Annotated in this window: 20 protein-coding genes; 16 read left to right on the top strand and 4 right to left on the bottom strand. The window is 64.2% G+C overall.

All coding sequences use genetic code 11. The features are described 5' to 3' along the window. Nucleotides 1–296: 296 nt before the first annotated feature. The 11 genes from ACSQ36_RS31685 (at nucleotide 297) to ACSQ36_RS31635 (ending at nucleotide 12,825) form a co-directional block, all read left to right on the top strand. Complete coding sequence (locus tag ACSQ36_RS31685) at nucleotides 297–1,478, top strand: acyl-CoA dehydrogenase family protein (RefSeq protein WP_436185099.1); 1,182 nt, start codon at nucleotides 297–299, stop codon at nucleotides 1,476–1,478. A 41-nt stretch (nucleotides 1,479–1,519) separates the two neighbouring features. Continuing rightward, a complete protein-coding gene (locus ACSQ36_RS31680; RefSeq protein WP_436185098.1) occupies nucleotides 1,520–2,503 on the top strand; it encodes a tripartite tricarboxylate transporter substrate binding protein in 984 nt (327 codons plus the stop codon). Continuing rightward, complete coding sequence (locus ACSQ36_RS31675; protein WP_436185097.1) at nucleotides 2,503–3,936, top strand: FAD-dependent oxidoreductase; 1,434 nt, start codon at nucleotides 2,503–2,505, stop codon at nucleotides 3,934–3,936. The genes ACSQ36_RS31680 and ACSQ36_RS31675 overlap by 1 nt, the downstream gene beginning before the upstream one ends. Beyond that, complete coding sequence (locus tag ACSQ36_RS31670) at nucleotides 3,933–5,318, top strand: FAD-dependent oxidoreductase (protein WP_436185096.1); 1,386 nt, start codon at nucleotides 3,933–3,935, stop codon at nucleotides 5,316–5,318. Before ACSQ36_RS31675 ends, ACSQ36_RS31670 begins: the two co-directional genes overlap by 4 nt. Beyond that, nucleotides 5,315–6,145: an alpha/beta fold hydrolase gene (locus ACSQ36_RS31665; protein ID WP_436185095.1), complete on the top strand. Its 831-nt coding sequence runs from the start codon at nucleotides 5,315–5,317 to the stop codon at nucleotides 6,143–6,145. Before ACSQ36_RS31670 ends, ACSQ36_RS31665 begins: the two co-directional genes overlap by 4 nt. A 113-nt stretch (nucleotides 6,146–6,258) precedes the next feature. Further along, nucleotides 6,259–7,404 carry a CaiB/BaiF CoA transferase family protein gene (locus tag ACSQ36_RS31660; protein WP_436185094.1) on the top strand — a complete coding sequence of 382 codons (1,146 nt, stop codon included), beginning with the start codon at nucleotides 6,259–6,261 and terminating at the stop codon, nucleotides 7,402–7,404. Next, nucleotides 7,404–8,198, top strand: a complete 795-nt coding sequence (locus ACSQ36_RS31655; protein ID WP_436185093.1) for an enoyl-CoA hydratase-related protein — start codon at nucleotides 7,404–7,406, stop codon at nucleotides 8,196–8,198. Before ACSQ36_RS31660 ends, ACSQ36_RS31655 begins: the two co-directional genes overlap by 1 nt. Nucleotides 8,199–8,250: 52 nt before the next feature. Further along, a complete protein-coding gene (locus ACSQ36_RS31650) occupies nucleotides 8,251–9,198 on the top strand; it encodes a hydroxymethylglutaryl-CoA lyase (RefSeq protein ID WP_436185092.1) in 948 nt (315 codons plus the stop codon). 114 nt (nucleotides 9,199–9,312) lie between these two features. Next, nucleotides 9,313–10,563: an MFS transporter gene (locus ACSQ36_RS31645; RefSeq protein WP_436185091.1), complete on the top strand. Its 1,251-nt coding sequence runs from the start codon at nucleotides 9,313–9,315 to the stop codon at nucleotides 10,561–10,563. 25 nt (nucleotides 10,564–10,588) lie between these two features. Then, nucleotides 10,589–11,467, top strand: a complete 879-nt coding sequence (locus ACSQ36_RS31640; RefSeq protein WP_436185090.1) for an alpha/beta fold hydrolase — start codon at nucleotides 10,589–10,591, stop codon at nucleotides 11,465–11,467. 11 nt (nucleotides 11,468–11,478) lie between these two features. Next, on the top strand, nucleotides 11,479–12,825 hold the full coding sequence (locus ACSQ36_RS31635; protein WP_436185089.1) for an MmgE/PrpD family protein: 1,347 nt from the start codon (nucleotides 11,479–11,481) through the stop codon (nucleotides 12,823–12,825). Here the strand turns inward: ACSQ36_RS31635 and ACSQ36_RS31630 are convergent. Continuing rightward, nucleotides 12,816–13,814 (bottom strand): LacI family DNA-binding transcriptional regulator, encoded by a 999-nt coding sequence (locus ACSQ36_RS31630; protein WP_436185088.1) that lies wholly within the window; start codon nucleotides 13,812–13,814, stop codon nucleotides 12,816–12,818. The two genes, ACSQ36_RS31635 and ACSQ36_RS31630, sit on opposite strands and share 10 nt — an antisense overlap. Nucleotides 13,815–14,085: 271 nt before the next feature. Between ACSQ36_RS31630 and ACSQ36_RS31625 the strand changes: the two genes are divergently transcribed. Continuing rightward, entirely contained in the window at nucleotides 14,086–15,495 is a 1,410-nt protein-coding gene (locus ACSQ36_RS31625; RefSeq protein WP_436185087.1) for an MmgE/PrpD family protein, read from the top strand. Continuing rightward, nucleotides 15,492–16,475 (top strand): D-2-hydroxyacid dehydrogenase family protein, encoded by a 984-nt coding sequence (locus ACSQ36_RS31620; RefSeq protein WP_436185086.1) that lies wholly within the window; start codon nucleotides 15,492–15,494, stop codon nucleotides 16,473–16,475. The genes ACSQ36_RS31625 and ACSQ36_RS31620 overlap by 4 nt, the downstream gene beginning before the upstream one ends. A gap of 53 nt (nucleotides 16,476–16,528) precedes the next feature. Here ACSQ36_RS31620 and ACSQ36_RS31615 read toward each other — a convergent pair whose 3' ends face one another. Both ACSQ36_RS31615 and ACSQ36_RS31610 read right to left on the bottom strand, forming a co-directional pair. Beyond that, the gene (locus ACSQ36_RS31615; protein WP_436185085.1) at nucleotides 16,529–17,215 is read right to left on the bottom strand and encodes a GntR family transcriptional regulator; all 687 of its coding nucleotides are present in this window, start codon (nucleotides 17,213–17,215) and stop codon (nucleotides 16,529–16,531) included. A gap of 263 nt (nucleotides 17,216–17,478) precedes the next feature. Further along, nucleotides 17,479–18,735, bottom strand: a complete 1,257-nt coding sequence (locus ACSQ36_RS31610; protein ID WP_436185084.1) for a CaiB/BaiF CoA transferase family protein — start codon at nucleotides 18,733–18,735, stop codon at nucleotides 17,479–17,481. A 149-nt stretch (nucleotides 18,736–18,884) separates the two neighbouring features. Between ACSQ36_RS31610 and ACSQ36_RS31605 the strand changes: the two genes are divergently transcribed. From ACSQ36_RS31605 to ACSQ36_RS31595, 3 genes are read left to right on the top strand one after another with little or no spacing between them, the layout of a single operon-like run. Beyond that, on the top strand, nucleotides 18,885–19,718 hold the full coding sequence (locus ACSQ36_RS31605) for an amidohydrolase family protein (RefSeq protein ID WP_436185083.1): 834 nt from the start codon (nucleotides 18,885–18,887) through the stop codon (nucleotides 19,716–19,718). 59 nt (nucleotides 19,719–19,777) lie between these two features. Continuing rightward, nucleotides 19,778–20,563, top strand: coding sequence for a TauD/TfdA dioxygenase family protein (locus ACSQ36_RS31600; RefSeq protein WP_436185082.1), 786 nt, complete (start codon nucleotides 19,778–19,780; stop codon nucleotides 20,561–20,563). A 13-nt stretch (nucleotides 20,564–20,576) separates the two neighbouring features. Beyond that, nucleotides 20,577–21,467, top strand: coding sequence for an HpcH/HpaI aldolase/citrate lyase family protein (locus ACSQ36_RS31595; protein ID WP_436185081.1), 891 nt, complete (start codon nucleotides 20,577–20,579; stop codon nucleotides 21,465–21,467). A 27-nt stretch (nucleotides 21,468–21,494) separates the two neighbouring features. On the opposite strand, the gene ACSQ36_RS31590 is transcribed toward ACSQ36_RS31595, so the two are convergent. Continuing rightward, nucleotides 21,495–23,033 carry a tripartite tricarboxylate transporter permease gene (locus ACSQ36_RS31590; RefSeq protein ID WP_436185080.1) on the bottom strand — a complete coding sequence of 513 codons (1,539 nt, stop codon included), beginning with the start codon at nucleotides 23,031–23,033 and terminating at the stop codon, nucleotides 21,495–21,497.

Raw genomic sequence — 23,033 nt, 5'->3', positions numbered from 1 at the left:
CCAAGTGCGGCGCGCGCAGCAATACCGCGCAACAGCGCTTTCGACGGCGCACGAATCTGGCAGCAAAGAACATTGCAACGGTGCAGCTCTAACGCGTCGCGACGCGCCAGCCCACGGTTGCACGCGAGACCGATCGCAAACCCTGCCGGCACCTGGCAAGGAACTTTCAATGAAACGTTTCATTGACAACGCCAGGGACATTGTCTAGATTAGGGCGTGCTGCGGGGCGTGCTGTGATTCGGGGTTTCGAGGATCTGATCCGCGGCGGTGCCATAACCCGGCGAAAGGGCTTTCTCATGAGCGAACGAGATCCTACGGTGGTGGAGCTTGGGGACGATTTTCCCGAGATCCGTACAGCTATCCAGGCAATCTGCAAGCGATTCCCTGGTGACTATTGGCGCGCTCTGGAAGACAAGGCTGCTTATCCGGACGAATTTGTCGGGGCGTTGACCAAGGCCGGCTATCTGGCGGCCCTGATTCCTGAGGAATACGGCGGCGCCGGGTTGCCACTGCGCGCGGCAGCGGTGATTCTCGAAGAAATTCATGCGAGCGGGTGCAGTGCGGGAGCATGCCACGCGCAGATGTACATCATGGGGACGCTGCTGCGGCACGGTAGCGCCGCGCAAAAACAGAAGTATCTGCCCGAGATTGCCGCTGGACGCTTGCGCCTGCAAGCGTTCGGCGTGACCGAGCCGAACACGGGCTCAGACACCACGCAACTCCGGACTCGCGCCGTGCGCGATGGTGACCATTACGTCATCACTGGGCAGAAAGTGTGGATATCGCGCGCCCGTCAGTCCGATCTGCTCTTGTTGCTGGCCCGAACCAAGCCATCGGAAGAGGTAACGAAGCGGTCCGACGGCCTGTCGGTATTCCTGATCGACATGCGCGAAGCTGTCGGCCACGGGCTCGAGATCCGCATGCTCGACGCAATGATCAACCACCAGACCACGGAACTCTTTTTCGATGGCTTGCGGATCCCGAGCGACAACCTGATTGGTGAGGAGAATCGCGGGTTTCGCTACATTCTCGACGGCATGAACGCGGAACGCATACTCGTGGCATCGGAGGCGATTGGAGACGCGCGTTTCTTCATCCGTAAGGCGGCCGCCTATGCGAGCGAGCGCGTGGTATTTGGCCGTCCGATCGGGCAAAACCAGGGCGTGCAATTTCCCATCGCGCGCGCCTATGCCGAAACCCGGGCCGCCGATCTCGTCAACCGCAGTGCCGCCGCGTTGTTCAGCGCCGGGCGTGAGTGCGGCGAGGAGGCGAACCTGGCCAAGCTGCTTGCCTCGGAAGCCACGTGGCATGCAGGGGACACGGCGATGCAGACCCACGGCGGTTTCGGCTTTGCGCGCGAATACGATATCGAGCGCAAGTGGCGTGATACGAGGCTTTTTCAGATCGCGCCGATCTCGACCAATCTCATCCTCTCGTATCTCGGGGAACACGTACTCGGCATGCCACGTTCGTACTAAAAACAAGTGGAACACAAGCAAGACTTGACGGGGGAGACACCATGTCGAGGTCCGGATTCAGACTGACGAGATGGCTGCTGGGAATAGGGCTAGGCATAGGTCTCGCGATGCTTTGCGAGACAAGTTTTGCAGCTTATCCCGACCACGCCATCCGTCTGGTCGTCCCGTTCGCCGCAGGCGGTTTCACCGATACGCTGGCACGCGTCGTCGCGCAGAAGCTAGGCCAGAAGCTTGGACAGGCGGTGATCGTGGATAACCGTGCCGGCGCGGGCGGCAACATCGGCGCCGAGGTGGTAGCGAAATCAGCGCCCGACGGCTACACGCTGTTTCTCGCGACCAACGCCACGCATGGCATCAATCCGACCCTCTACAAGGACATTCCCTTCGACGCGGTGAAGGATTTCACGCCCGTGATCCTGATGGTATCGACTCCCAACCTGTTGCTCGTCACGCCGTCGCTGCCGGTCAAGAGCGTGGCCGAACTGGTCGCGCTGGCGAAGTCGAAACCTGGACAACTCAGCTACGGATCGACCGGCATTGGCACGTCAACGCACTTGCAGGGTGAGTTGTTCAAGTCGGTCGAGGGCATCCAGATGACCCATGTTCCCTACCGGGGAAGCTCGCAGGCGGTCATCGACCTGATCGGCGGCACCGTGCAGGTGATGTTCGACAACATCCCGTTCGAGTATCCGCAGATCAAGGCGGGCAAGGTCCGCGCGCTGGCGGTGACAAGCAAGAAGCGTTCGCCGCTGTTGCCGGACGTGCCGACCATGACCGAGCTAGGCATCCCCGGGTTCGAGTTCGGCGCCTGGTTCGGCATTGCGGCGCCGGCCAATACGCCGCCGGATATCGTCGCGAAGATCAACGCGGACGTGAACCAGATACTCGCGATGCCGGATGTGCAAGCCAAGCTTCCCGGCACCGAGATGCTGGGCGGTTCGCCCCAGCAGTTCGCCGTGTTCATTGCCGCCGAGATTGCCAAGTGGCGCACGGTGATTCGATCAATCAACTTACAGGCGCAATGATGACAGACACACTCGGGCAGAACGCGGAGCCGTCATGGGACGAGGAAGCGGAGGTGGTCGTGATCGGCGGCGGTTTGGCTGGACACTGTGCCGCCCTGGAGCTGGCGGCGCGGGGTGTCGAGGCGCTGCTGCTCGAAAAGCAGCCCGAGATAGGCGGCTCGACGGTCCTGAGCGGCGGTTCGTTCGCCTTCGCCGGCACTGAACTGCAGCGCAGCAACGGCATCGAGGATTCGGTTGCGCTGCTGTTCGACGACCTGCGCCGGGTGGGCGGTTTCGGCAATGAAGAGCGCCTGGTGCGCGTGTACGTCGACAATCAGCTGGACACTTATCACTGGCTGGCCGAGCACGGCGTCGTGTTCGAAAAGGTGTTTCTCGCGGCGGGTCATTCGGTGCCGCGCGCCCATTCCCGCAATCCGCGTGTCGTGCTCGATACGCTCGCCGCAGCGGCGCAAGCCTCTGGACGGGTCTCGACGCGCACTGGCGCCGCCGTGCGGCGGCTGGTGCGCACGAGTAGCGACGGGCCCGTCGAGGGCGTCGTGGTGGACGTGGAGGGCCGGCAACGCGCGATCCGCGCGCTGCGCGGCGTAATCCTCGCAAGCGGCGGCTTTTCCCGGAATGACGACCTGCTGAAGCTGTTCGCGCCGACCCAGGCCGGCGCCATGCGAGCGGGCGGTCCGGGCAACGTCGGCGATGGCTTGCGCATGGCCTGGCGCCTCGGCGCCGGCATGCGTGACATGGGCTACATCAAGGGAACCTTCGGGGGTTATCCCGGGGCGAAGCCCGGTGAACATGCGCTGATGCTGCCGATCTACGTCGGTGCGATTGCGGTGAACGCACAGGGAGAGCGATTCATCGACGAATCGAAGTCATACAAGCTCATCGGCGACGCGGTGCTGCAACAGCCCGACGGGACCGGCTTCCAGATATTCGACCAGCGCATCTTCGAGCGCGGCCAGCCCGACATTCCGACCATGGCGTTCCAGGCGAAGCTTGCGCTCGGCCAGGTGGTGAGCGCGCCGACGCTGCGCGAACTGGCCGCGCGGCTCGGCATCGACGAAGCCGGCCTGACAAAAACGGTCGACGCCTATAACGCCTACGTGGAAGCGGGCAGCGATCGCACGTTCGGGCGTTCCGCCCTCAGCAATGGCTATGGAAAGCTGGAACGGATCGACGCACCGCCGTTCTACGGGTATCCGTCGAAGAGCGTGATCGTGGCGACGTATTGCGGCGTCGCGGTCGATCCCGGCATGCGGGTTTGCGATGTCTACGACACACCCATCCCCGGACTTTATGCAGCGGGGGAAGTCGTGGGCGGCTTGCACGGTAACGCCTACATGACGGGCTCGTCGCTTGGCAAGGCGGCGATCTTCGGCCGGCTCGCGGCGCGCGGCGCACTGGGTGTCGCTCGGGAGCGCGCAGGAGCGTCGGCATGAGCGATGCTGCGCTTCCCCGGGAGACCGACCTCATCGTGGTGGGCGGCGGGCTCGCGGGCTATTGCGCCGCGCTCGAAGCGGCTGAAACAGGCGCCTCGGTGCTGCTGCTCGAACGGGAACACAAGATCGGCGGCGCGACTATTCTCAGCGGCGGATCGTTCGCTTTCGCTGGCACGGAATTGCAGCGCCGCCTGGGCATTGAGGACTCGCCGCAGTTGCTGTTCGATGACCTTCGCCGCGTCGGCGGCTATGAGAACGACGAGGCGCTGGTGCAGGTCTATGTCGACCTGCAACTCGATACCTACGCGTGGCTGGCCGAGCGCGGCGTGCGCTTCGAACAGGTGTTCGTGGCATCGGGGCAGTCAGTGCCGCGCGGCCATTCGCGCAATCCGCTCCAGGTGTTGTCGATGATCGCGGCGCGTGCGCACGAAACCGGCCGCGTCCAGACCCGCTTATCCGCCCGCGCGCTGCGATTGATCAGATCCGGTGCCGATGGCGAGATCGAAGGCGTGAGCGTGCGAACGGCGAGCGGCGTGGAGCAGGTCAGGGCGCGTCACGGCGTTGTGTTGACGACGGGCGGATTTTCGCGCAATGACATGCTTCTGACGCTGTTCGCGCCCGGGCAGGCCGGCGCGCAGCGCATGGGCGGCCCCGGCAACACGGGCGACGGCCTCCTGATGGCGTGGCGGGAAGGCGCCGCGTTTCGCGACATGGCCTATATCAAGGGCACCTTCGGGAGTCATGTCAGCGCCGGAGCGGAAGATCATTTCCTGCTGTTTCCCATGTATGCGGGCGGCATTGTGGTCAACGCTGAGGCCCGGCGCTTCGTCGATGAATCGCTCTCCTACAAGCTGATAGGCGATGCCTGCCTGCGCCAGACGGATTGCCGCGGCTACCAGATCTTCGACCAGACGATTTTTGAACGGGGCCGCCCCGGCATTCCGTCGATGGATTTTGCGGCGGATCTTGCCGCCGGACGCGTCATCGCGGCGCCGACGCTCGACGAACTGGCGCAACGGCTCGGCCTGGATCCGCCGCGGCTTGCCGCGACTGTCGCCGAGTACAACGGCTTCGTCGCGAGCGGGCGCGATCCGGCATTCGGCCGCGACGGCTTATGCAACCACTACGGCGCGCTCGTGCGCATCGAAACCGCGCCGTTCTACGCATTCGTCAGTACGAGCGTGGTACTCGCCACGTATTGCGGCCTGAGCGTCGACGCGTCGGCCCGGGTACAGGACATATTCGGCGCACCGATAGAACGCTTGTTTGCAGCGGGAGGGGTAATGGGCGGATTTCATGGCAAGGCCTACATGACGGGCACGGCCAACGGCAAGGCGGCGATCTTCGGCCGCGTCGCCGCGCGCGCCGCGTTGGCATCATGATCGCGCAAGGCGCGCTCGGCGCGCGGGATCATCGCTCAGACGAGCGGACCGTTCGATACATCGACGAAGGAACGGGACCGGCGCTGGTGTTGCTGCATGCGTTCGCGGAGGACGGCACGCTCTGGTCGCCGCAGATTCGCGCGCTCAGTACGCAACGCCGGGTCATCGCGCCCGATTTGCGGGGCGCGGGCGGCTCGGGGCGCGTGGATGGCACGCACGCCGCCGTGGTGACAATGGATACCCACGCCGACGACATCGTGGACCTGATGGACCATCTCGGCGTGCAAAAGGCGGTTATCGGCGGCATTTCGCTTGGCGGCTACGTCGCGCTTTCGCTGGTTTTACGTTATCCGGACCGGGTATCCGGACTGATTCTCGCCAACACGCGCGCCGGCGCCGACTCGGAGCAAGGGCGCGCGCAACGCGAGGCGCTGGCGCTCGAAGTCGAGCGGCGCGGCCCGCAAGCCGTCGTCGACAGTTTCGGGGAGCGGCCTTTCGGCCCCGATTGCTCCGCAGACGCGAAGACGTTCGCGCGCTCGATCACCCTGCGGCAAAGCATCCCGGGACTCACCTCGTTCATCCGGGGCATGGCACAGCGTCCGGACCGGACGCCGACGCTCGCGTCGATCCGCACCCCGACGCTCATCGTGAGCGGGACCGAGGACATCCTGATTCCCTCAGCCGAAAGCGTTGCGATGCAGCGCTTGATCGCGGGCAGTCATTTCGTCGATATTCCGCGCGCCGGGCATCTGTCGAATATTGACCAAACCGATGCGTTCAATGCGGTGGTCGAGAACTTCCTGACCGGCTCGGGTTTCGTCGCTTGACTGCGTGGTCATCCTTGCCGGATTTCATCTGTCTTTTTTGGCGTGAAACGTTTCATTGACAGTGCTATCCTTCTTGCATAGACTTTTTGAAACCTCGACTTCCGGGACTGCTCATGGATCTCCCTCTCGCAGGCATCACCCTGGTCGAAATGGGCCATAGCGTCGCGGCGCCCTTTGCCGGTCAGATATTCGGAGATCTGGGAGCGCGCGTCGTCAAGGTCGAGAACCCGGCTGGCGGAGACGACGCCCGTTCGTGGGGACCGCCGTTCTGGCATGGCGCATCGGCGACATTCCAAAGCCTCAACCGCAACAAGCTCTCCGTGGCGCTCGACCTCAAGGACCCGGCCGAATGTGAACGGCTGCGCGCTTTCATCGTGGATGAAGCCGACGTGGTGATCCAGAACATGCGCCCGGGGCTGGTCAAACGGCTTGGACTCGACGACACGTTGCGCCAACTCAATCCGCGTCTTGTCTACTGCAATCTTGGCGCGTACGGCGCAGGTAGCCCGATGGCCGACAAGCCCGGCTATGACCCGCTGATGCAGGCGTTCGGCGGCATCATGAGCGTGACCGGCGAGGCGGGCCGCGCGCCGGTTCGGGTGGGGCCTTCCATTGTGGACATGGGCGCGGGACTGTGGACGGTGATCGGCGTGATGGCGGCGCTGGAACGGCGCCATCGTACCGGCGAGGGCTGCACGGTCGATACCTCGCTGCTGGAGACCGCGCTCTCGTGGATGACCGTGCCGGTCGCACTCGCGCTCGCGTCGGGAAAAGACCCGCAGCGCACGGGTTCCGAGGCGGCGATGATCGTTCCGTATAAAGCGTATCTGGCGGCGGACTGCTATCTGATCATCGCCGCAGGCAATGACGCGCTGTTCCGGCGGCTGTGCGGCGTGCTCGACCGGCTCGACTGGGCCACCGATCCGCGCTTTGCGACCAACGCGGCACGTGTCGAACATCGCGAGGTGCTTAATGCATTGATCGACGCAATCGTGCTGACGCGTAGCGCCGATGAATGGGTGACGCGGCTCGATGCGGCCGGCGTGCCGGCAACGGTGCTGCAGTCGGTCAGCGAAGTCCTGGCGCATCCGCAGACACGGGCGCTGGACATGGTCCGGCCGCTGCCCGACGGTTCCATGTCGCTGATGAGCCTGCCGCTGCGCTTCGATGGCGAACGCCTGCCGTTCCGCTCCACGCCGCCGGCTCTCGGCGCGGACAACGGTACCTTCTTCGAGCTGACGCAACCGGAGCCTTCGTAATGAGCAGCCGCTACGAAACCTTGCTGGTCGATGAAGTCTCCCCGGGCGTCATGCAGGTCACGCTGAACCGCCCGCATGTGCGCAACGCTCTCAACACGCAGATGGGCAGGGAACTGCGCGAGCTGTTCCTGCCGTTGAAGTTCACGCCGGGCGACTGGCGCGGCATCGTGGTCACCGGGTCCGGCGTACAGGCGTTCTGTTCCGGCGGGGACCTCAAAGAGCGGCGCGGCATGAGCGATCACGACTGGCGCTTGCAACACGCGATCTTCGAGGAAGCGTATTACGCGATCATGGACTGCACGGTTCCGGTGATCGCGGCCGTGAACGGAGCGGCCTATGCCGGTGGCTGCGAACTGGCATTGGCGTGCGATTTCATCTACGCCTCGTCCGAAGCACGGTTCGCGCTCACGGAAGTCACGCTTGGCATCATGCCTGGCGCCGGCGGCACGCAGAATCTGCCGCGCGCCGTGGGTGAACGCCGCGCGAAGGAGATCATCCTTTCCGGCACGCCGTTCAGTGCGCAGCAGGCGTTTGACTGGGGCATGGTGAACGCGGTGCACGCCCCCCACGCGGTGCTGCCCGCCGCGCTTGCCACCGCCGCGACGATTGCATCGAATGCGCCAATATCGGTGCAACAGGCGAAGAAGGCGATTCACTACGGCCTGCAAGGCGACTTGCGCAGCGGGCTGGTGCTGGAAGTGCAGGCTTACGAACGCATGATCCCGACGGAGGATCGCCGGGAAGGCATAGCGGCATTCAACGAAAAGCGTCCGCCGAAGTTCGTCGGCCGATAGGTAGTCAGGCCAGCAGACGCGGGGCCGTTACAGGATCTGTGGAGCGCGGGACATGGAAGCCATTGCCGGAAACAGGATCAGCGTACGCGAAGTGGGTCTGCGCGATGGCTTGCAGAGCATCGCCACGATCATGCCAAGCTCGGTCAAGCTCGACTGGTGCGGGCGCGAATTTGCAGCGGGCGTGAGTGATATCGAAGTCGGGTCGTTCGTGCCGCCGAAGCTGCTGCCGCAAATGGCCGATACGGCCGAGATCGTGGCGGGCGCACGCAAGCTCCCGGGACTGACCGTGTCCGTCCTGGTGCCGAACCTCAAGGGCGCCGAACGCGCCGTGGCCGCGAACGCGATGAAGCTCAATTACGCGATGTCGGTCAGCGAAGGACACAACTGGTCGAACGTACGCCGCACGGTTGCTGATTCCGTCGCCGACTTTGGGCAGATCGTCGCGCTGTGCCGCCAGATCGACCGCAGCGAACGGCCGGTGGTGAGCGGCGGCCTTGCAACCTCTTTCGGCTGCACGATCGAGGGCGAGGTGGACGAGTCCCGCGTGCTGCGGCTGGCCGTGGAACTCGCGGAACTGGGCGCGCAGGAGATCGTGCTGGCCGACACCGTCGGCTACGGCAATCCCGCCGCGGTGCGCAGGCTGTTCGGCGCGGTGCGCCGCGAACTGGGCGACCTGCCGCTGGCGGCGCATTTCCACGACACGCGCGGACTCGGGCTCGCGAACGTGGTGGCCGCGCTCGACGTCGGCGTCACGCGTTTTGACGCCTCGCTCGGCGGCCTCGGCGGATGCCCGTATGCACCGGGCGCGACCGGCAACATCGTGATGGAAGACCTTGTGTTCCTGCTCGAATCGATGGGGTACTCCACCTCGGTCGATCTGGCCGCGCTGATCGAACTGCGGGCGTTCGTGCAGGAGCGGCTTGAGCGGGAGTCGTTCTACGGCGGCATCGCGAAAGCCGGGTTGCCGAAGCATTATCGACCGGTGCTGGCGGCTGGTTGAGGCACGTGAACATGCAGGGCGGAAGATAACAATAACAACGTGTAAAGCGATCACAAGATAACGTGTCAGGAGACAGCAATGTTCAAGGGAAGATACCGTTTCGCGATTGCCGCCATGTTGTTTCTCGCGACGGCGATCGGCTATATCGACCGATCCGCAATCGGTATCGTGGCGCCCTTGCTGACCCCGGAGCTGCACCTGTCGCCGTCGCAGATGGGCGTGATCTTCAGCGGCTTTTTCTGCGGCTATACGGCGTTTGCGTTCATCGGCGGATCGCTCGCCGACCGCTTCGGCCCGGTGCGCGTGATGTCGTGGTCCATGGGTATCTGGTCCGTGCTGTGCGGACTGACGGCGGTGGTCTTCAGCTTCAGCTCATTCTTCATCCTGCGGGTGTTCTTCGGCATGGGTGAAGGCCCGACACTCACTACCATCAACCGCACCGCGGCGAACTGGTTCTCGCGCCGCGAAGTCAGCACCATGGTGGGAACGATCTTCTCGGGGCAGATGTTCGGGGCGGCCATTGCCGGGCCGATTGTCGGGCTGCTCGCGCTGCGGCTGGGATGGCGTGTCTCGTTCGTTGTCATCGCGGTGCTCGGGCTGGTCTGGCTGGCGGTTTTTCGCCGCATGGCGACCAACCGGCCCGCCGATAATCCGCGCGTGACGAGCGACGAACTGCAAAGCATCGAAGCCGGCCGCGAAGAACACGAACTGCAGGCCAACGACAACCGCACGCTGCGGCAGTGCCTCATCAGCCGTAATACGCTCGGGGTGTGCATCGGCCTGTTCGCGGCGAACTACACGATCAATAACCTGCTGTTCTGGCTGCCCACGTATTTCGTCTCGGCGCAGCATGCCGGGGTCCAGCAGATGAGCCTGCTCATGGCGATTCCGTGGATCGCGGGGATGATCGGGTCGTCGGGCGGGGGGCTGGTATCGGATCTCGTCTACCGGCGCATGAGCAATCCCGTCAGCGCGCGCAAGCTCTGCGCGTGGGTGCCGCTGGCGCTCTCGGGCCTGGCGGCGCTGCTGTTCAGCACGGCTTCTTCGCTCGTGACGGCGGTCCTGCTCGTGACCGCGGCGATCACCTTCATCTCGGCGGCGGGGCAGGCTCACTGGGTGATCAACCATGAACTTTATCCGCGTCGCCACGTGGGCGGGGTGGGTGGGTTCATCCACTTGATGGGCAATATCTCGGGCATCGTGGGGCCGGCCATCACGGGGATGGCAGTGCAGCATTTCGGCGGCTTCGAGGTGGCGTTCAAACTGTGCACGGCAATCGACGCCGTCGGCGTGCTGGCGATGATCCTGCTCGTGCACCGGCCGCTCGAGCGCGTCACCGGGCTTGTGGCGAATCCGGGCGTATGACCTGAGACCGGGGAGATCGACTGTGATGGTTCCACCAAGGAATGTGCCGGAAGCCGCGTGGCGGGTTCAGCTTGGCGGCGACGCCCATCTGTACTGCGCGCTCGACGATTACACCGACGCGTGGCGTCCCGCCGACACGGTCGTGCTGCTGCATGGCATCGCGGAGCACGGCGGCATATGGCGGCCGTGGGTGCCTCATCTCGCGCGCCGCTATCGCGTCCTGCGGCCCGATCTCCGCGGCTTTGGCCGGTCCAGCGCGCTTCCGGCAGGGGACGCGTTCACGCTCGCCGACTGGGCCGACGACATCGAACGCATGATCGATTCGATCGGGTCAGGGCGGGGGCCGGACGACGCGCCTCCCCGCGTGCATCTGATCGGGACCAAGCTCGGCGCGCTGGTCGCATTCGAACTGGCGCAGCGCCGCCGTCCTTGGATTGCGTCCATGACGCTCGCCGGCATGCTGCCGTCGCCGAGCAAGGCACTGGGCCCCTGGCTTGACGAATGGGTCGGGGTTATCGAGCGGGAGGGCGTTGAAAGCTGGGCGCGCCTGACCATGCCCGGACGCATGGGCACGACGCTGCCGCCCGAGGCGCTGGAGTGGTGGGCGCGATTGATGGGCACGACCTCGGCGGCCACGGTGCTCGCGTGCATGCGCTTGCTGCCCGGTATCGACGAACCGCCGAACCCGGAAGGGATCGCCTGCCCCACGTTGTTCATCGTGCCGGGCGCCCATGAAACCGGCGGGACCTACAATCAGCGTCCCGCGCCGGCCGACCTGCTGCGCCTGCAATCCCGGGTGCGGGGCTCCACGCTGCGCGAGATTCCGGCCGATTCGTACCATATCGCCGCGACTCATCCCGATGCGTGCGCGATCATGGCAGCCGAGTTTATAGAGGAATGCTGAGGAGATGACCGATGTCCAGTAATTCGATCAGCGGGCAGTTTGCGCAGGCCATCGTCGCGATGTCGACGAACACGCTGCCGGCCGATGTGGTCGAGAAGGCGAAGCTGCGCATTCTCGACTCGCTGACCACGGCGGTCGCCGCCCACGGCCTGGCGGTGCCAGGGGTTGCCGCGGCCCTCGTCGGCGAGAACCACGGCAAGTCAACGATCATCGGCCAGCAGCAGAGGGTGCCCGCGATCGATGCGGCATGGGTCAATGCAACGCTCGTCAACGGGCGCTCGCAGGACGACTTCCTGTGCAAGTCGCACCCGGGTGCGATCGCGGTTCCGGCCGCGCTGGCCATTGCCGAGCAGGAGGGTGGCAGCGGCGCGGACTTCATCGCCGCCGTGGTGGCCGGCTATGAAATCACCGGCCGGGTCTACCTGGGTGGTCCGGGCATGCTGCCGAAATTCCGGGCGACCGGTGTGGCCGGAACAATAGGCGCGGCTGCCGCGGCCGCGCGCATGCTCGCGCTCGATGCCGAGCGCACGCGGCACGCGCTCGGCTGCGCGGCGGTATTTGCATCGGGCTTCGGCGCGGGTTTCCTGAGCGGCACGATGGAGGTCAAGCTGAACGTGGGCATGGCGTGCCGCAACGGTGTGAGCGCGGCATTGCTCGCACAGGCCGGTGCGACCGCGAGCGATCTCGCGTTCGAGGGCGAGGCCGGCTTCTATCTGGCCATGGCCGGCACGACCGATCACGCCAGCGCTGCGACGCAGGACCTCGGCGAGCGCTATTTGCTCGGGGACACCGTCTACAAGGAATATCCGGTCTGCATTTTTGTGCAGACACCGATGACGCTTGCTCGTGAAATTGCGCACCTGTACCCGCTGCACGTCGACAGGATCGAGCGCGTGACGGTGCAGGTGTGCGAGCTGACTTACACCAATCCTGGCTTCACCAATGTCGCGCCGTTCACGAGCGCGCTGCGCGCCCGCGTCAGCGCGCGTTTTTGCGTGGCCGCCGCGTTGCTCGGCAAGCCGATCGACGAGCACGATTTCTACGCATGCGTCGACGATCCCGATGTACTCGCGCTGGCTGCGCGCATCGACCTCGTGCTGGACCCGCAAAGCGTGGATACGGTCAGGGTGGCGGTGGAACACGGTGGCCATACGCTGGCGCTTACCGGCATAGAAGGGGAAACGCTGCGTCCTTCACGTGAGAAAGTGATTGCAAAGTACCGGCGGCTGACGTCGGAAATATTGGGTCCGAAGACGGAAACGGTGCTGCGCCAGATCCTGGACCTTGAGCACTTGCCTCATCTGCACGATCTGATGGGCTCATTGCGCGGCGCCGGCACACCACTGGCTCAGCGCTGAGCGCAGGAATCGCGCAAGACGAGCTCGGTCGGGATGGTGATGCGCTGAGGATCGCGCGCGGAGGCAGTCGAGTTCATCCGCGCGAGCAGCAGTTCGGCCGCGGCCGTCCCGACCTTGGCAAGCTCCCAGCGCACGGCGGTCAGCGCGGGTTCGAAGAGGCTTGCGACGTCGGTATCTCCGAGCGTAATGAGGGATAACTGGCCCGGCACCGCCAGCTTCAGCATCCGCACGACCTTGAGGACCTGCGGCATCTGATTGGCGCCTGCGACGATCGCGGTGGGCGGCTTCGACGAGACCAGCATCCGGTAGGCTGCCTGGTAGCCCGCGTCGGGCAGGAAGACGTCCGGCGACAGCAACGACTCGTCGACGGGAATACCCGCCTCGTGGTGTGCGCTGCGGTAGGCCAGCCGGCGCTGCCGGCCGGGCAGCGCGGCTTGCGTCACCGTTACCAGACCGATGCGCCGGTGCCCGAGCTTGATCAGGTAGTTCATCGCCTGGAGCGTGCCGCCGAAGTGGTCGACCGAGACGGCGTCGATCGGCAGGCTCGATTCGCGCTCAAGCAGGATGGTCGGGATGGTGCAGTCCGCCAGCAGCTTGAGGGTGGCGGGATCTTCTTCCCTGCTCAGGGTGATGATCAGGCCATCGAAACGGCGGCGCTGGAACAGCGTCAGGATCTCGGCTTCCGTGTCCAGACGGTCGCGGCTGTTGGACAGCATCATGCTGTAGCCGTGCTGGTGCAACACCTCTTCGGCGGCGCTGACTGTGGCGGAGAACAGGGGGTTGGAGATGTCGGAGACCATGCAGCCCACGACCTGCGTCGACTGGGTCCGCATGCTCTGGGCGACCGAGTTCGGCACGTAACCCAACGCACGGGCGGCCTCGTTGACGCGTTCGCGCAGCGCGGGCGCCACCGACTCCTTGTTGTTGATGACGCGTGAAACGGTTCCCAGCGCGACGCCGGCGCGGACCGCCACATCGACGATCGTCACGCGCTTTGCCTGCTTGCTGGCGGATTCGCTTGGCGGTGGGGAGGATTTGCGGCGAGGTGGCATGCGTCGGTTCTGGTTGAGATGGCACTTGAGATGGCACGGAAGTGACCGGATTATAGGGGCAAGAGGGCGGCATATCTTGATTGATCGCGCGGTTTCATGCGTGCATCGGCATTTTGTATGAAACGTTTCATTGACGTTGGGACGAAATTTACCTAGGCTAGCAGCGTGTGGTGCATTGACCGTCGAAGCCCGATCCAGGAGGACGAATGTGTATACCGAACGACGCATCGAACCGGCCAGCGCCGATCATCAGGGGAGCGTCGACATGAGTGCATCGCACGCAACGCAACTGACGCAGCTTTACGACTCGTGGAGCGGCAGTTCGCTCACGCCGTCGAGCCGGGCCAGTGCGCGGATGGGGATACTAGATATTCTCGGATGCATCGTCGCGGGTTCGCAAACGCACACGGCCGCGACCGTGCGTGAGCTGGCCATCGAGCAGGGCAGTGCGCAACAGGCGGCGGTGTTCGGTACGGGCGTGCGCCTGTCGGTGCCGCTTGCGGCCCTGGTCAACGGCGTGGCGGGCCATGTGCTCGATTACGATGACATGAACGCCACCCTCATCGGACATCCGAGCGTGGTGCTCGTTCCGGCGATCATGGCGCTTGGCGAAGCGAGGGCGATGAGCGGATCTGCTTTCCTCGACGCCTACGTGCTTGGCTTCGAAATAGCCGCCCATTTCGCCCGGACGATGGTGCCTCGCCACTATGACGCGGGCTGGCATACCACCTCGAGCATCGGCATCTTTGGCGCGGCGGCGGCCTGTTCGCGCGTGCTCGGGCTCGATGCGCGCGGCATGCTCAACGCGCTTGCCATCGCGGCGTCCAATGTTGCCGGCCTGCGGGCCAATTTCGGTTCCGAAACCAAATCGCTCCATGCGGGCCAGGCGGCCGAGGGCGGTGTGCGCGCGGCCATGCTGGCTGCTCGCGGCTTCACCGCGAATGTCGGTTTGTTCGATGCGCCGGACGGCCTGTTCGCCACCTACGGCGCCAACCCGGTACCGAAGGAAGCCCCTTTGGATGAGGCCCTGGAGATCGATGCTTCTGGGATCGGAATCAAGCCCTATGCGTGCTGCGGGGCGGGCATCTCCGTGATCGACGTCATGCTCGACCTGCATGAAGGCGGCTTGCCGCCGGTGGAAGACCTGCTCGATATCGACTGCGCGGTGACCAGCATGGCAACGCGCATCATGCCGCTGCAACAGGCGGCCAACGGACTCGAGGGCAAGTATTGCATCGCGTATTGCGCCGCCGTGGCCTACCTGGACGGCGCGGGCGGCCTCGCCCAGTTCGACGATGCACGCGTGCAGCGCGAGGACGTACAGGCGCTGATGAAACGCGTGAACGTGCGTGTCGCGCCTCATCTTGCCTCGGGTGCGGGCCGTTTTGGCGTGGAGCTGACGCTCAGGCGGCGCGACGGCACTACGCTCGCGGCCCAAGTCGAGCTGCCGCGTGGTCATCCGCACAGGACGCTGTCGTCCGCAGCCCTGCTGCGCAAATTCACCGATTGCGCGACGCCGGTGCTTGGAACTGAGCGGACCACCGAGGTAGCAGGAATCGTCGCTGCACTGGAAGAGCTTGCCGATATCCGGCAACTGTCGGCAATGCTGCAGCCATGACCGACGCGCCGGACGCACGGCCGATTATCGTCATGCTCGACGACTACGAGCGCTCGTTTCGCGCGCTGGCGGACTGGTCCGGCATCGACCGGGTGGCAAGCGTGCGGGTCGAACATGCTCCGCTATATGCCAACGCATTGCTGGCGGCGCTCGTGGATGCCTCCGCGATCGTGTTGCAGCGAGACCGCACGCCGTTCCCCAGCGAACTCATCGGCCAACTGCCGAAGCTGGAATACCTGGTTTTTACCGGTTCGCGCAATACCATGCTCGATCTCGACGCGCTGAACCAGCGCGGCATCCCCGTGAGTTTCAGCGGCCGCGCGGCGACCCGCGACGGTACCTGCGAAATCGCCTGGGCGCTCATTTTCGCCGCGGTGAAACGGCTGGAAACCAATTTTGCCCTGATGCGTGCCGGCGACTGGCGCGAGACCGGCCGATTGCCCGGCTCGCTCGCGGGCGAACGTTTTGGAATCGTCGGGTTGGGTGATATCGGCCGGCAGATGGCCCGGATCGCGCAGGCATTCGGCATGGAGGTTGTCGCGTGGAGCCCGCACATGACGCCCGAACGCGCCCGCGAGTGCGGTTGCACCGCGGTGCCGCTCGACGAATTGCTGTCAAGCTCGATAGTCGTCAGCTTGCATATCGTGCCAAGCGAATCAACTTACCGGCTCCTCAATGCCAAACGGCTGGCGCTGATGCGGCCCGAAGCAATCCTCGTGAATACGGCGCGCGCGGAACTTATCGATACCGCCGCGCTGATCGACGCGCTGGACGCTGGCCGTCCCGGTGCGGCGGCGCTCGACGTATTCGATACGGAGCCGCTCGCGCATGACCATCCGCTGCGTCAACGGGCGGATGTCGTGCTGACGCCGCATCTGGGTTTCGTGATCCGTCCGGTACTGGAGACGTTTGCTCGCGGCGTCGTGGAATGTCTGTCGGCGTGGCTGGAGGGACGGCCGTTGCTGAGAACGCTAGGGTGATGGCGGCGCGCCTCTTCGGCCAGCGGGTTTCGCCGGCGGCGGACTCAGCGGACTCAGCGGCGGATTGTCGTGGCGTAGATGAAGCGCTCGGGATGGTAGATCGAGCGCCCGGCGACCATCGGCATGCCGTCGGCGCCGATCAACTGGCTTTCGCGCAGCAGCACTGGCGAATTCGGTGGGATGTTCAGCAATTGCGCTTCCTCCTCGGAGGCCGCCGTCGCGCGGATGGCCGTGTTCGAAAGCAGGGTCGGCAACTTGAGCGTGCGCTCGATCGTCTCCCATACGGTTTCGTGCACGAGGTCGGCATCGTCGAGCCGCTCGAAGATTTCCACCACGATATAGCGATAGTCGATGCTGACCGGATGACCGTCCGCATGGCGCAGGCGCCTCATATAGCCGACCGGCTGGCCCGGTTTTATGTTCAGCGAGGCTGCGACCAGCATGTTTGCCGCGGTGACGCTGCGCTCGAGCAGGCTGATGCGCACATCGCGGCCCTGCACGCGCCATTCGCTGAGCGTGGCCTCGAAGTGATCGACGGAGCCTTGTGCCGGCTTCTGGACGACGAAGGTGCCCTTGCCACGCTGCCGCGTGAGCAGGCCGCTGCGCACCAGGTCTTGCAGGGCCTGACGCACGGTCAGTGGACTCACGCCGAATTCGCGGGTGAGTTCCTGGTCGGTGAGACCGGTCAGGTCAGTACCGTGCTCGGCGATACGCTGACGCAGGATCGCGGCAATCTGCATCCAGCGCGGTACCGATGAATCCCGGTCAATGAGTTCAGTGTCCATGTCTGCTGCCAAGTAACGTTCCAGGTAATGCGTTCAATGGGACCGGTGGGCAGGCCGCGACTTCCGCGATGATGCAGCGATGGCAAAGCGCAAACCGCGTTATCTCGGGGACGTGAATGCCCGGTATGAAGCTCCCCGATTACGCTGAACTTTTCGAATACATCATGACGCGATGTCAACGGCGGCTCGGCGAATACTATAGAGTATTCACCCCGCTTTCAACGACCCGTCCCGCCCGGACGTTTCGCCACCATCGGTTCGATCACGCCCGCTTCGTGCAACTCACGCAGCCGGGCGGGCGTCAGGCCAAGGATCTCACCCAGCACTTCGTCGGTATCCTGCCCCAACGCCGGCGCCGTGTGACGGACTTCGCCCGGCGTGCCGCTCATCCGGAACAACAGATTTTGCATCTTGACCGGCCCGAGGACGGCATCCGGCACATCGGTGATCGTGCCGAGCGAACGGTACTGCGGATCCTCCATGACCTGCGAAATGTCATAGACCGGCGCGACCGCCGCGCCGGCCTCCGCGAAAGCGCGCATGACTTCGTCGATGCCGCGTTCCCCGATCCACCCGCCGACCACCGCATCCAGAAGGTCCGCGTGCTGCGCACGTTCGCCCCCGCTTGCAAACCACGGCTCGTCCACCAGATCAGGCCGTCCGGTCAGACGCAATACCCGTTCGGCGATTGCCTGCGAGCTGGTGGATATCGCGACCCACCTGCCTTCCTTCGTCTTGTAGGTATTGCGCGGCGCGTTGTTGTGCGTGCGGTTGCCGGTGCGTTGCTGGATCTGGCCGAGCTGGTCGAAGACGGATGCCTGTGCTCCCATCAGATGCAGGATCGGCTCGATGATGGCGATGTCGATCATCTGTCCCTCGCCATCGTGCAGGTCGCGGTGATAGAGCGCGAGCATGACAGCATAAGCCGCCGACAAGCCCGCGATGCCGTCCGCGAGACCGAACGGCGGCAAGGTGGGCGGCCCGTCGGGATGACCGTTGATATGGGCGAAACCGCTCATGGATTCGGCCAGGGTGCCAAAACCCGGACGCGCCGAATAAGGCCCGGACTGGCCGAAGCCAGTCATGCGCAGCATGACCAGGCGCCGGTTCACCTCGTGCAGCTGCTCCCAGCCCAGATGCCATTTCTCCATCACGCCGGGCCGGAAATTTTCCAGGAGCACGTCGCTTTTGGCCGCGAGGTCACGCAGGATCTGCTGTCCGTCGGCGCTCGACAGGTCCAGCACGATGTTGCGCTTGTTGCGCCCGTAGAAAGCGTAGTTCAGTCCCACGCCATTTTTTTGCGGACCGCTCAGGCGCAGGCCATCGCCGCGCGGATGTTCGACCTTGATCACTTCCGCGCCATAGTCGGCAAGCAGCATCGCTCCGAACGGAGCGGCGATGATGGTCGAGCAATCGAGCACGCGCACGCCTTCCAGCGGTCGCGGCCGGCCTGCGGCGGTTTGCTTGTCTGTCATGGAAGTCTCCTCCGTGGCTTGGCGCCGGCGTCTCGCGTGCCGCTTGCGCGAGCCTTGCGTGATCCTAGGTAAATATCAGTAGTTGACGTTACCAATACTAGATAATAGTATCAAATACTATATAGATTTAACCTTGGCCGCAACCCTCCATGATCATCGACTCCCACCTGCATTTCTACGACATGCTTGCCGAGCCCCCCGGCGATGTTCATCACGATCACTTGCCGTTCGAGCGCGTCATTGCAGAGGCGCGCGAGATCGGCGTCGGCCAGATCGTGCAGGTCACGCCGTTCGCCGTCGGTTATGACAACCGCCACGGTTTCGCCGTCGCCGAGCGTCATCCGGCCGACGTCCTCGGCGTGATTGCGCGGATCGATCCGCTGCATCCGGACGTCCAGCAACACCTTCGCGTGTTGCTCGAGCATCCAAAGATGCTGGCACTGCGCCTGACACTGATAGAGGACAACGAACACTGGCTGGCCGACGGCACCGTGGATGATTTTTTCCGGCTGGCCGAACGGCTGCAGGTACCGATGGAACTGTTCGCGCCGTTCCATGTGGCGCAGATGCACGACACCGTCAAACGCTTCCCCGGCGTGCGCTGGCTGATCGACCACATGGGCCTGCGTTACTACGCAGGCAAGGACAATCGCCAGGCATTTCGCCAATGGGATGCATTGCTCGATCTCGCACAGGAACCCAACGTGTGGATCAAATGCAGCTACTTCCCTGAAGCGGCGAAAGACCTCGAAGACTATCCGTTTCCTCTCGCGCGGGATTACATGCGCGAGTTGTACGAGCGTGCCGGCGCGGGGCGACTCATATGGGGTTCCAACTTTCCAAACGTTCGGCGGGCATGCACTTATCGGCAAGCACTCGATTTCATCCGTACCGGGTGCGACTTCATGAGCGTGGCCGAGCGCGAGGCAATCACCGGCGCCAACTTCTTGAGGTATGTGGCTCGCGAAGCTACACCGGCGTGAGACCGGCGCTTATCGCTCAATCATCGCTCAATCATCGTTCAATCGACCAGGAAATCATCATGGAATCGAAGCCATTCGACATCAAGCCGTTAGCGCCGTTCGGCGCTCAGGTCGTGGGCCTGGACATGCATCAGCCCGTGTCCGAAGCTGAACGCCAGGTCCTGCGCGAAGCGTTCAGCGAGCATGCGCTGCTGCTGTTTCGCGATCAGGATCTCGACAAAGCCGACCTGCTGCGCGTTGCCGATATCTTTGGAAAAGTCTCCGAGCAGGGCGAGGCGCCCGGCGGCTTCAACTATGTGTCGAACCTGCATCCGCGCGGCTTGAACGCCGCGGGCGAGATGATCCTGGCCGCGGGCGACGGCGAACTGCAATTCCACTTCGACCACTGTTTCCAGGAAAACGTCCTGAAGGCGATCCTGCTGTACGGCGTCGAGATTCCTCCAACGGGTGGCGATACACTTTTTTCCGACATGCGTCTCGTCACCCGTCATTTGCCCGAAGATATCCGCGAACGTATCGACGACAGGATCATCCGGCATAAATCGGACACCCGTGCGGGTTTTCCGCAAGCCGATCACCCGATCATGTATCCGCATCCACGCACGGGCGAACGGGTTCTCTTCTTCAGCAAGCTGCACGCGCGGCAGATCCTGGGCTTGTCGGTGGAGGAAAGTCAGGCGTTGTTCCAGCGCTTCATTCGCATGATCGAAAACAAGGAGATCATGTACCGCCATGTTTGGGCAAAGCGCGACCTGGTCGTGTGGGACAACCTCGCGCTACAGCACGCGCGAGAAACCTTCGACCCGAAATATAAGCGCCACTTACAGCGTCTGCAGATCGACTAGGAGGGCGAACGCCATGGGCTTGCAACAAAGATCCGGCCTGCCGTTCTGGCGCTCGCTGCTGTTCGTACCGGTCAACGTGGAGAAGTACGTGCAGAAGGCGTCCGCGTGCGGCGCCGATGCGATCATCCTCGACCTCGAGGACAGCGTGGCCCCCGCCGACAAGGAAGCCGCGCGGGCACAGGTCGCCGCGGCGGCCGAGCGATGCGCTGCCGCGGGAGCGGACATCCTGGTGCGTGTGAATCGTCCGCTCGAACTCGCTGTGCGGGACATCGAGACGGTCGTCGCTCCGCAGGTCAGCGCGCTGATGCTGCCGAAGGTAGACAGTGCGGGGCACGTGAGGCTGCTTGCCGAACTGGTGGAAAGCATCGAGCGGCGAAAGGGCATGGCCGTGGGTCACACGCGGTTTTACGCGGTGGTCGAGTCGGTCACCGCGTTTGCGCAGATCTTCGAGATTGCCGCCGCGCATCCTCGCATCGTTGCTTTTGCGTGCGGAGCGGAGGATTTCACCGCGTCCTGCGGCGCACAGCCGGACCCCGACGTGCTGCTTTATCCGAAGCAACAAGGTGTGTTGGCGGCGCGTGCGGCAGGCGTGCTGCCGCTCGGCATTTTCAGTTCCAGCGCGAACTACCGGGACCTCGACGGCTTTCGCGCCGCTGTCGCGCAGGCGCGTCGCTTTGGCGTGGAAGGCAGCACCTGTATTCATCCCGCGCAGGTGCCCATCCTGAACGAAGGCTTCAGCCCCGGCGCTGACGAGATCGCCGCCGCGCAGCGGATCGTCGATACCTACGACGAAGCGTTGCGCAGCGGCCGTGGTTCCATCGGCCTGGACGGCCGGATGCTGGACGTGCCCGTGGTGGAGCGCGCCGAGCGCATCCTGGCGATCGCCGCGCGCATGCGCGCCTGACGGCGTTCGCCACGCGCGCGGTGTCATTCATGTTTCGCTGCGCTGCATGCGCGCCACATCGAGATTGTGGCGTCGACGCCGCGAGGCACGCAGCGCGAAGAACACCTGGGCCAGGATCAGCAACGCACCGGCCGCGATGAACGTGGCGCTGATAGGCCGTTGCAGGAAAACGCTCAGGTCGCCGCGTGAAAGCAGCATGGTGCGCCGGAAATTCTCCTCCATCAACGGTCCGAGTACGTAGCCGAGAAGGATGGGCGCCACTGAAAACCTGAGCGCGATCAACAGTGCCCCCAGCACGCCGAATACCAGGGTTTCGCCTATCTCGAACAGCGCATTGTTGGTGCTGTACACGCCCACAGCGATAAAAAAGAGCGCGGATGGAAACATGAAACGATAGGGCACCTGCAACAGCTTCACCCAGATGCCGATCATCGGAACATTCAGCATGACTAACAGGACGTTGCCGATCCAGAAGCTGGCGATCAAGCCCCAGAAGATGTCCGCATGTTCGGTGATCAATTGCGGCCCGGGCTGGATCCCCTGGATCAGCAAGGCGCCGAGTATCAGCGCCATCACCGCGTCTCCGGGAATGCCGAGACTCATGGTGGGAATGAAGTCCACCTGGGTCTTCGAATGCGACGCCGCCTCCGGTGCCGCCACGCCCTCGAGCGCCCCGTTGCCGAAACGTCCCGGCGTCCTGGAGATCTTTTTTTCCAGCGCGTAGGCGATGAACGTCGTGATCGTGGGTCCGGTGCCCGGCATCGCGCCGAAGAGCGTGCCGACCAGCGTCCCGCGCACCATCGGCAGGAACGCCTGCTTCATTTCCGCCTTGCTCGGGCGCATGTCCTTCAGACGCAGCTTCATGCCGCTGCCGACCATCTGCATGCGGTTGACGTTGCACAGGAAGTCCGCCACGCCGAACAGTCCCAACGCCAGCGCCACCAGCTCGACCTTGTCGGAAAGCTCGATGAAGCCGAAGGTGAAGCGCATCGTGCCGCTGTTGACGTCGGTGCCGACAATGCCGATCAGCAGCCCGAGCGCGGTCATCGCCATGCCCTTCAACGCGGAACCCTTCGCCAGCGTTCCGCCCGCCAGCAAGCCGAGCAGCATGATCGAGAAGAGTTCCGCCGGCCCGAACTTGAACGCAATGGCGACCAGCGGCCGTGACAGAAAGATCATCACAAGGATTCCGAACGATGCCGCGAAGAACGACGCCATCATGGCGATACCGAGCGCCGTTCCGCCTTTGCCCATCCGGGTCATCGGATAGCCGTCGAGACAGGTGACCGCGTGCGGCGGATGGCAGGGCAGATTCAGCAGAATCGCGCCGATCGCGCCGCCGTATTGCGAACCGTAGAAGATGCCGGCCAGCATCAGGATGGCCGGCACCGGATGCAGCGTGTAGGTAAGCGGCAGCAGCATGGAGATGGCGGACAACGCGCCCATCCCCGGCAATACGCCGATCAGGTTGCCCATGAGTACGCCGAAAAACGACCACATCAGGTTGTGCGGTTCCAGGGCAACGCCAGACCCCTGCATCAGGTCCGTCAAGGTTTGCGACAGCAT

Source organism: Caballeronia sp. LjRoot34 (assembly GCF_964253815.1).
Taxonomy (GTDB): Bacteria; Pseudomonadota; Gammaproteobacteria; order Burkholderiales; family Burkholderiaceae; genus Caballeronia.
The sequence above is the reverse complement of the archived record's forward strand: the minus strand, read 5'-3'. Positions and strand labels throughout refer to the sequence as shown.

Coding starts and splice junctions, on each gene's coding strand:
- ACSQ36_RS31635 (WP_436185089.1), top strand. CDS start 11,479: ATGTCCAGTAATTCGATCAGCGGGCAGTTTGCGCAGGCCATCGTCGCG.
- ACSQ36_RS31590 (WP_436185080.1), bottom strand. CDS start 23,033: ATGCTGTCGCAAACCTTGACGGACCTGATGCAGGGGTCTGGCGTTGCC.
- ACSQ36_RS31670 (WP_436185096.1), top strand. CDS start 3,933: ATGAGCGATGCTGCGCTTCCCCGGGAGACCGACCTCATCGTGGTGGGC.
- ACSQ36_RS31645 (WP_436185091.1), top strand. CDS start 9,313: ATGTTGTTTCTCGCGACGGCGATCGGCTATATCGACCGATCCGCAATC.
- ACSQ36_RS31620 (WP_436185086.1), top strand. CDS start 15,492: ATGACCGACGCGCCGGACGCACGGCCGATTATCGTCATGCTCGACGAC.
- ACSQ36_RS31615 (WP_436185085.1), bottom strand. CDS start 17,215: ATGCAGATTGCCGCGATCCTGCGTCAGCGTATCGCCGAGCACGGTACT.
- ACSQ36_RS31605 (WP_436185083.1), top strand. CDS start 18,885: ATGATCATCGACTCCCACCTGCATTTCTACGACATGCTTGCCGAGCCC.
- ACSQ36_RS31650 (WP_436185092.1), top strand. CDS start 8,251: ATGGAAGCCATTGCCGGAAACAGGATCAGCGTACGCGAAGTGGGTCTG.
- ACSQ36_RS31660 (WP_436185094.1), top strand. CDS start 6,259: ATGGATCTCCCTCTCGCAGGCATCACCCTGGTCGAAATGGGCCATAGC.
- ACSQ36_RS31665 (WP_436185095.1), top strand. CDS start 5,315: ATGATCGCGCAAGGCGCGCTCGGCGCGCGGGATCATCGCTCAGACGAG.
- ACSQ36_RS31595 (WP_436185081.1), top strand. CDS start 20,577: ATGGGCTTGCAACAAAGATCCGGCCTGCCGTTCTGGCGCTCGCTGCTG.
- ACSQ36_RS31680 (WP_436185098.1), top strand. CDS start 1,520: ATGTCGAGGTCCGGATTCAGACTGACGAGATGGCTGCTGGGAATAGGG.
- ACSQ36_RS31610 (WP_436185084.1), bottom strand. CDS start 18,735: ATGACAGACAAGCAAACCGCCGCAGGCCGGCCGCGACCGCTGGAAGGC.
- ACSQ36_RS31685 (WP_436185099.1), top strand. CDS start 297: ATGAGCGAACGAGATCCTACGGTGGTGGAGCTTGGGGACGATTTTCCC.
- ACSQ36_RS31600 (WP_436185082.1), top strand. CDS start 19,778: ATGGAATCGAAGCCATTCGACATCAAGCCGTTAGCGCCGTTCGGCGCT.
- ACSQ36_RS31640 (WP_436185090.1), top strand. CDS start 10,589: ATGGTTCCACCAAGGAATGTGCCGGAAGCCGCGTGGCGGGTTCAGCTT.
- ACSQ36_RS31675 (WP_436185097.1), top strand. CDS start 2,503: ATGACAGACACACTCGGGCAGAACGCGGAGCCGTCATGGGACGAGGAA.
- ACSQ36_RS31655 (WP_436185093.1), top strand. CDS start 7,404: ATGAGCAGCCGCTACGAAACCTTGCTGGTCGATGAAGTCTCCCCGGGC.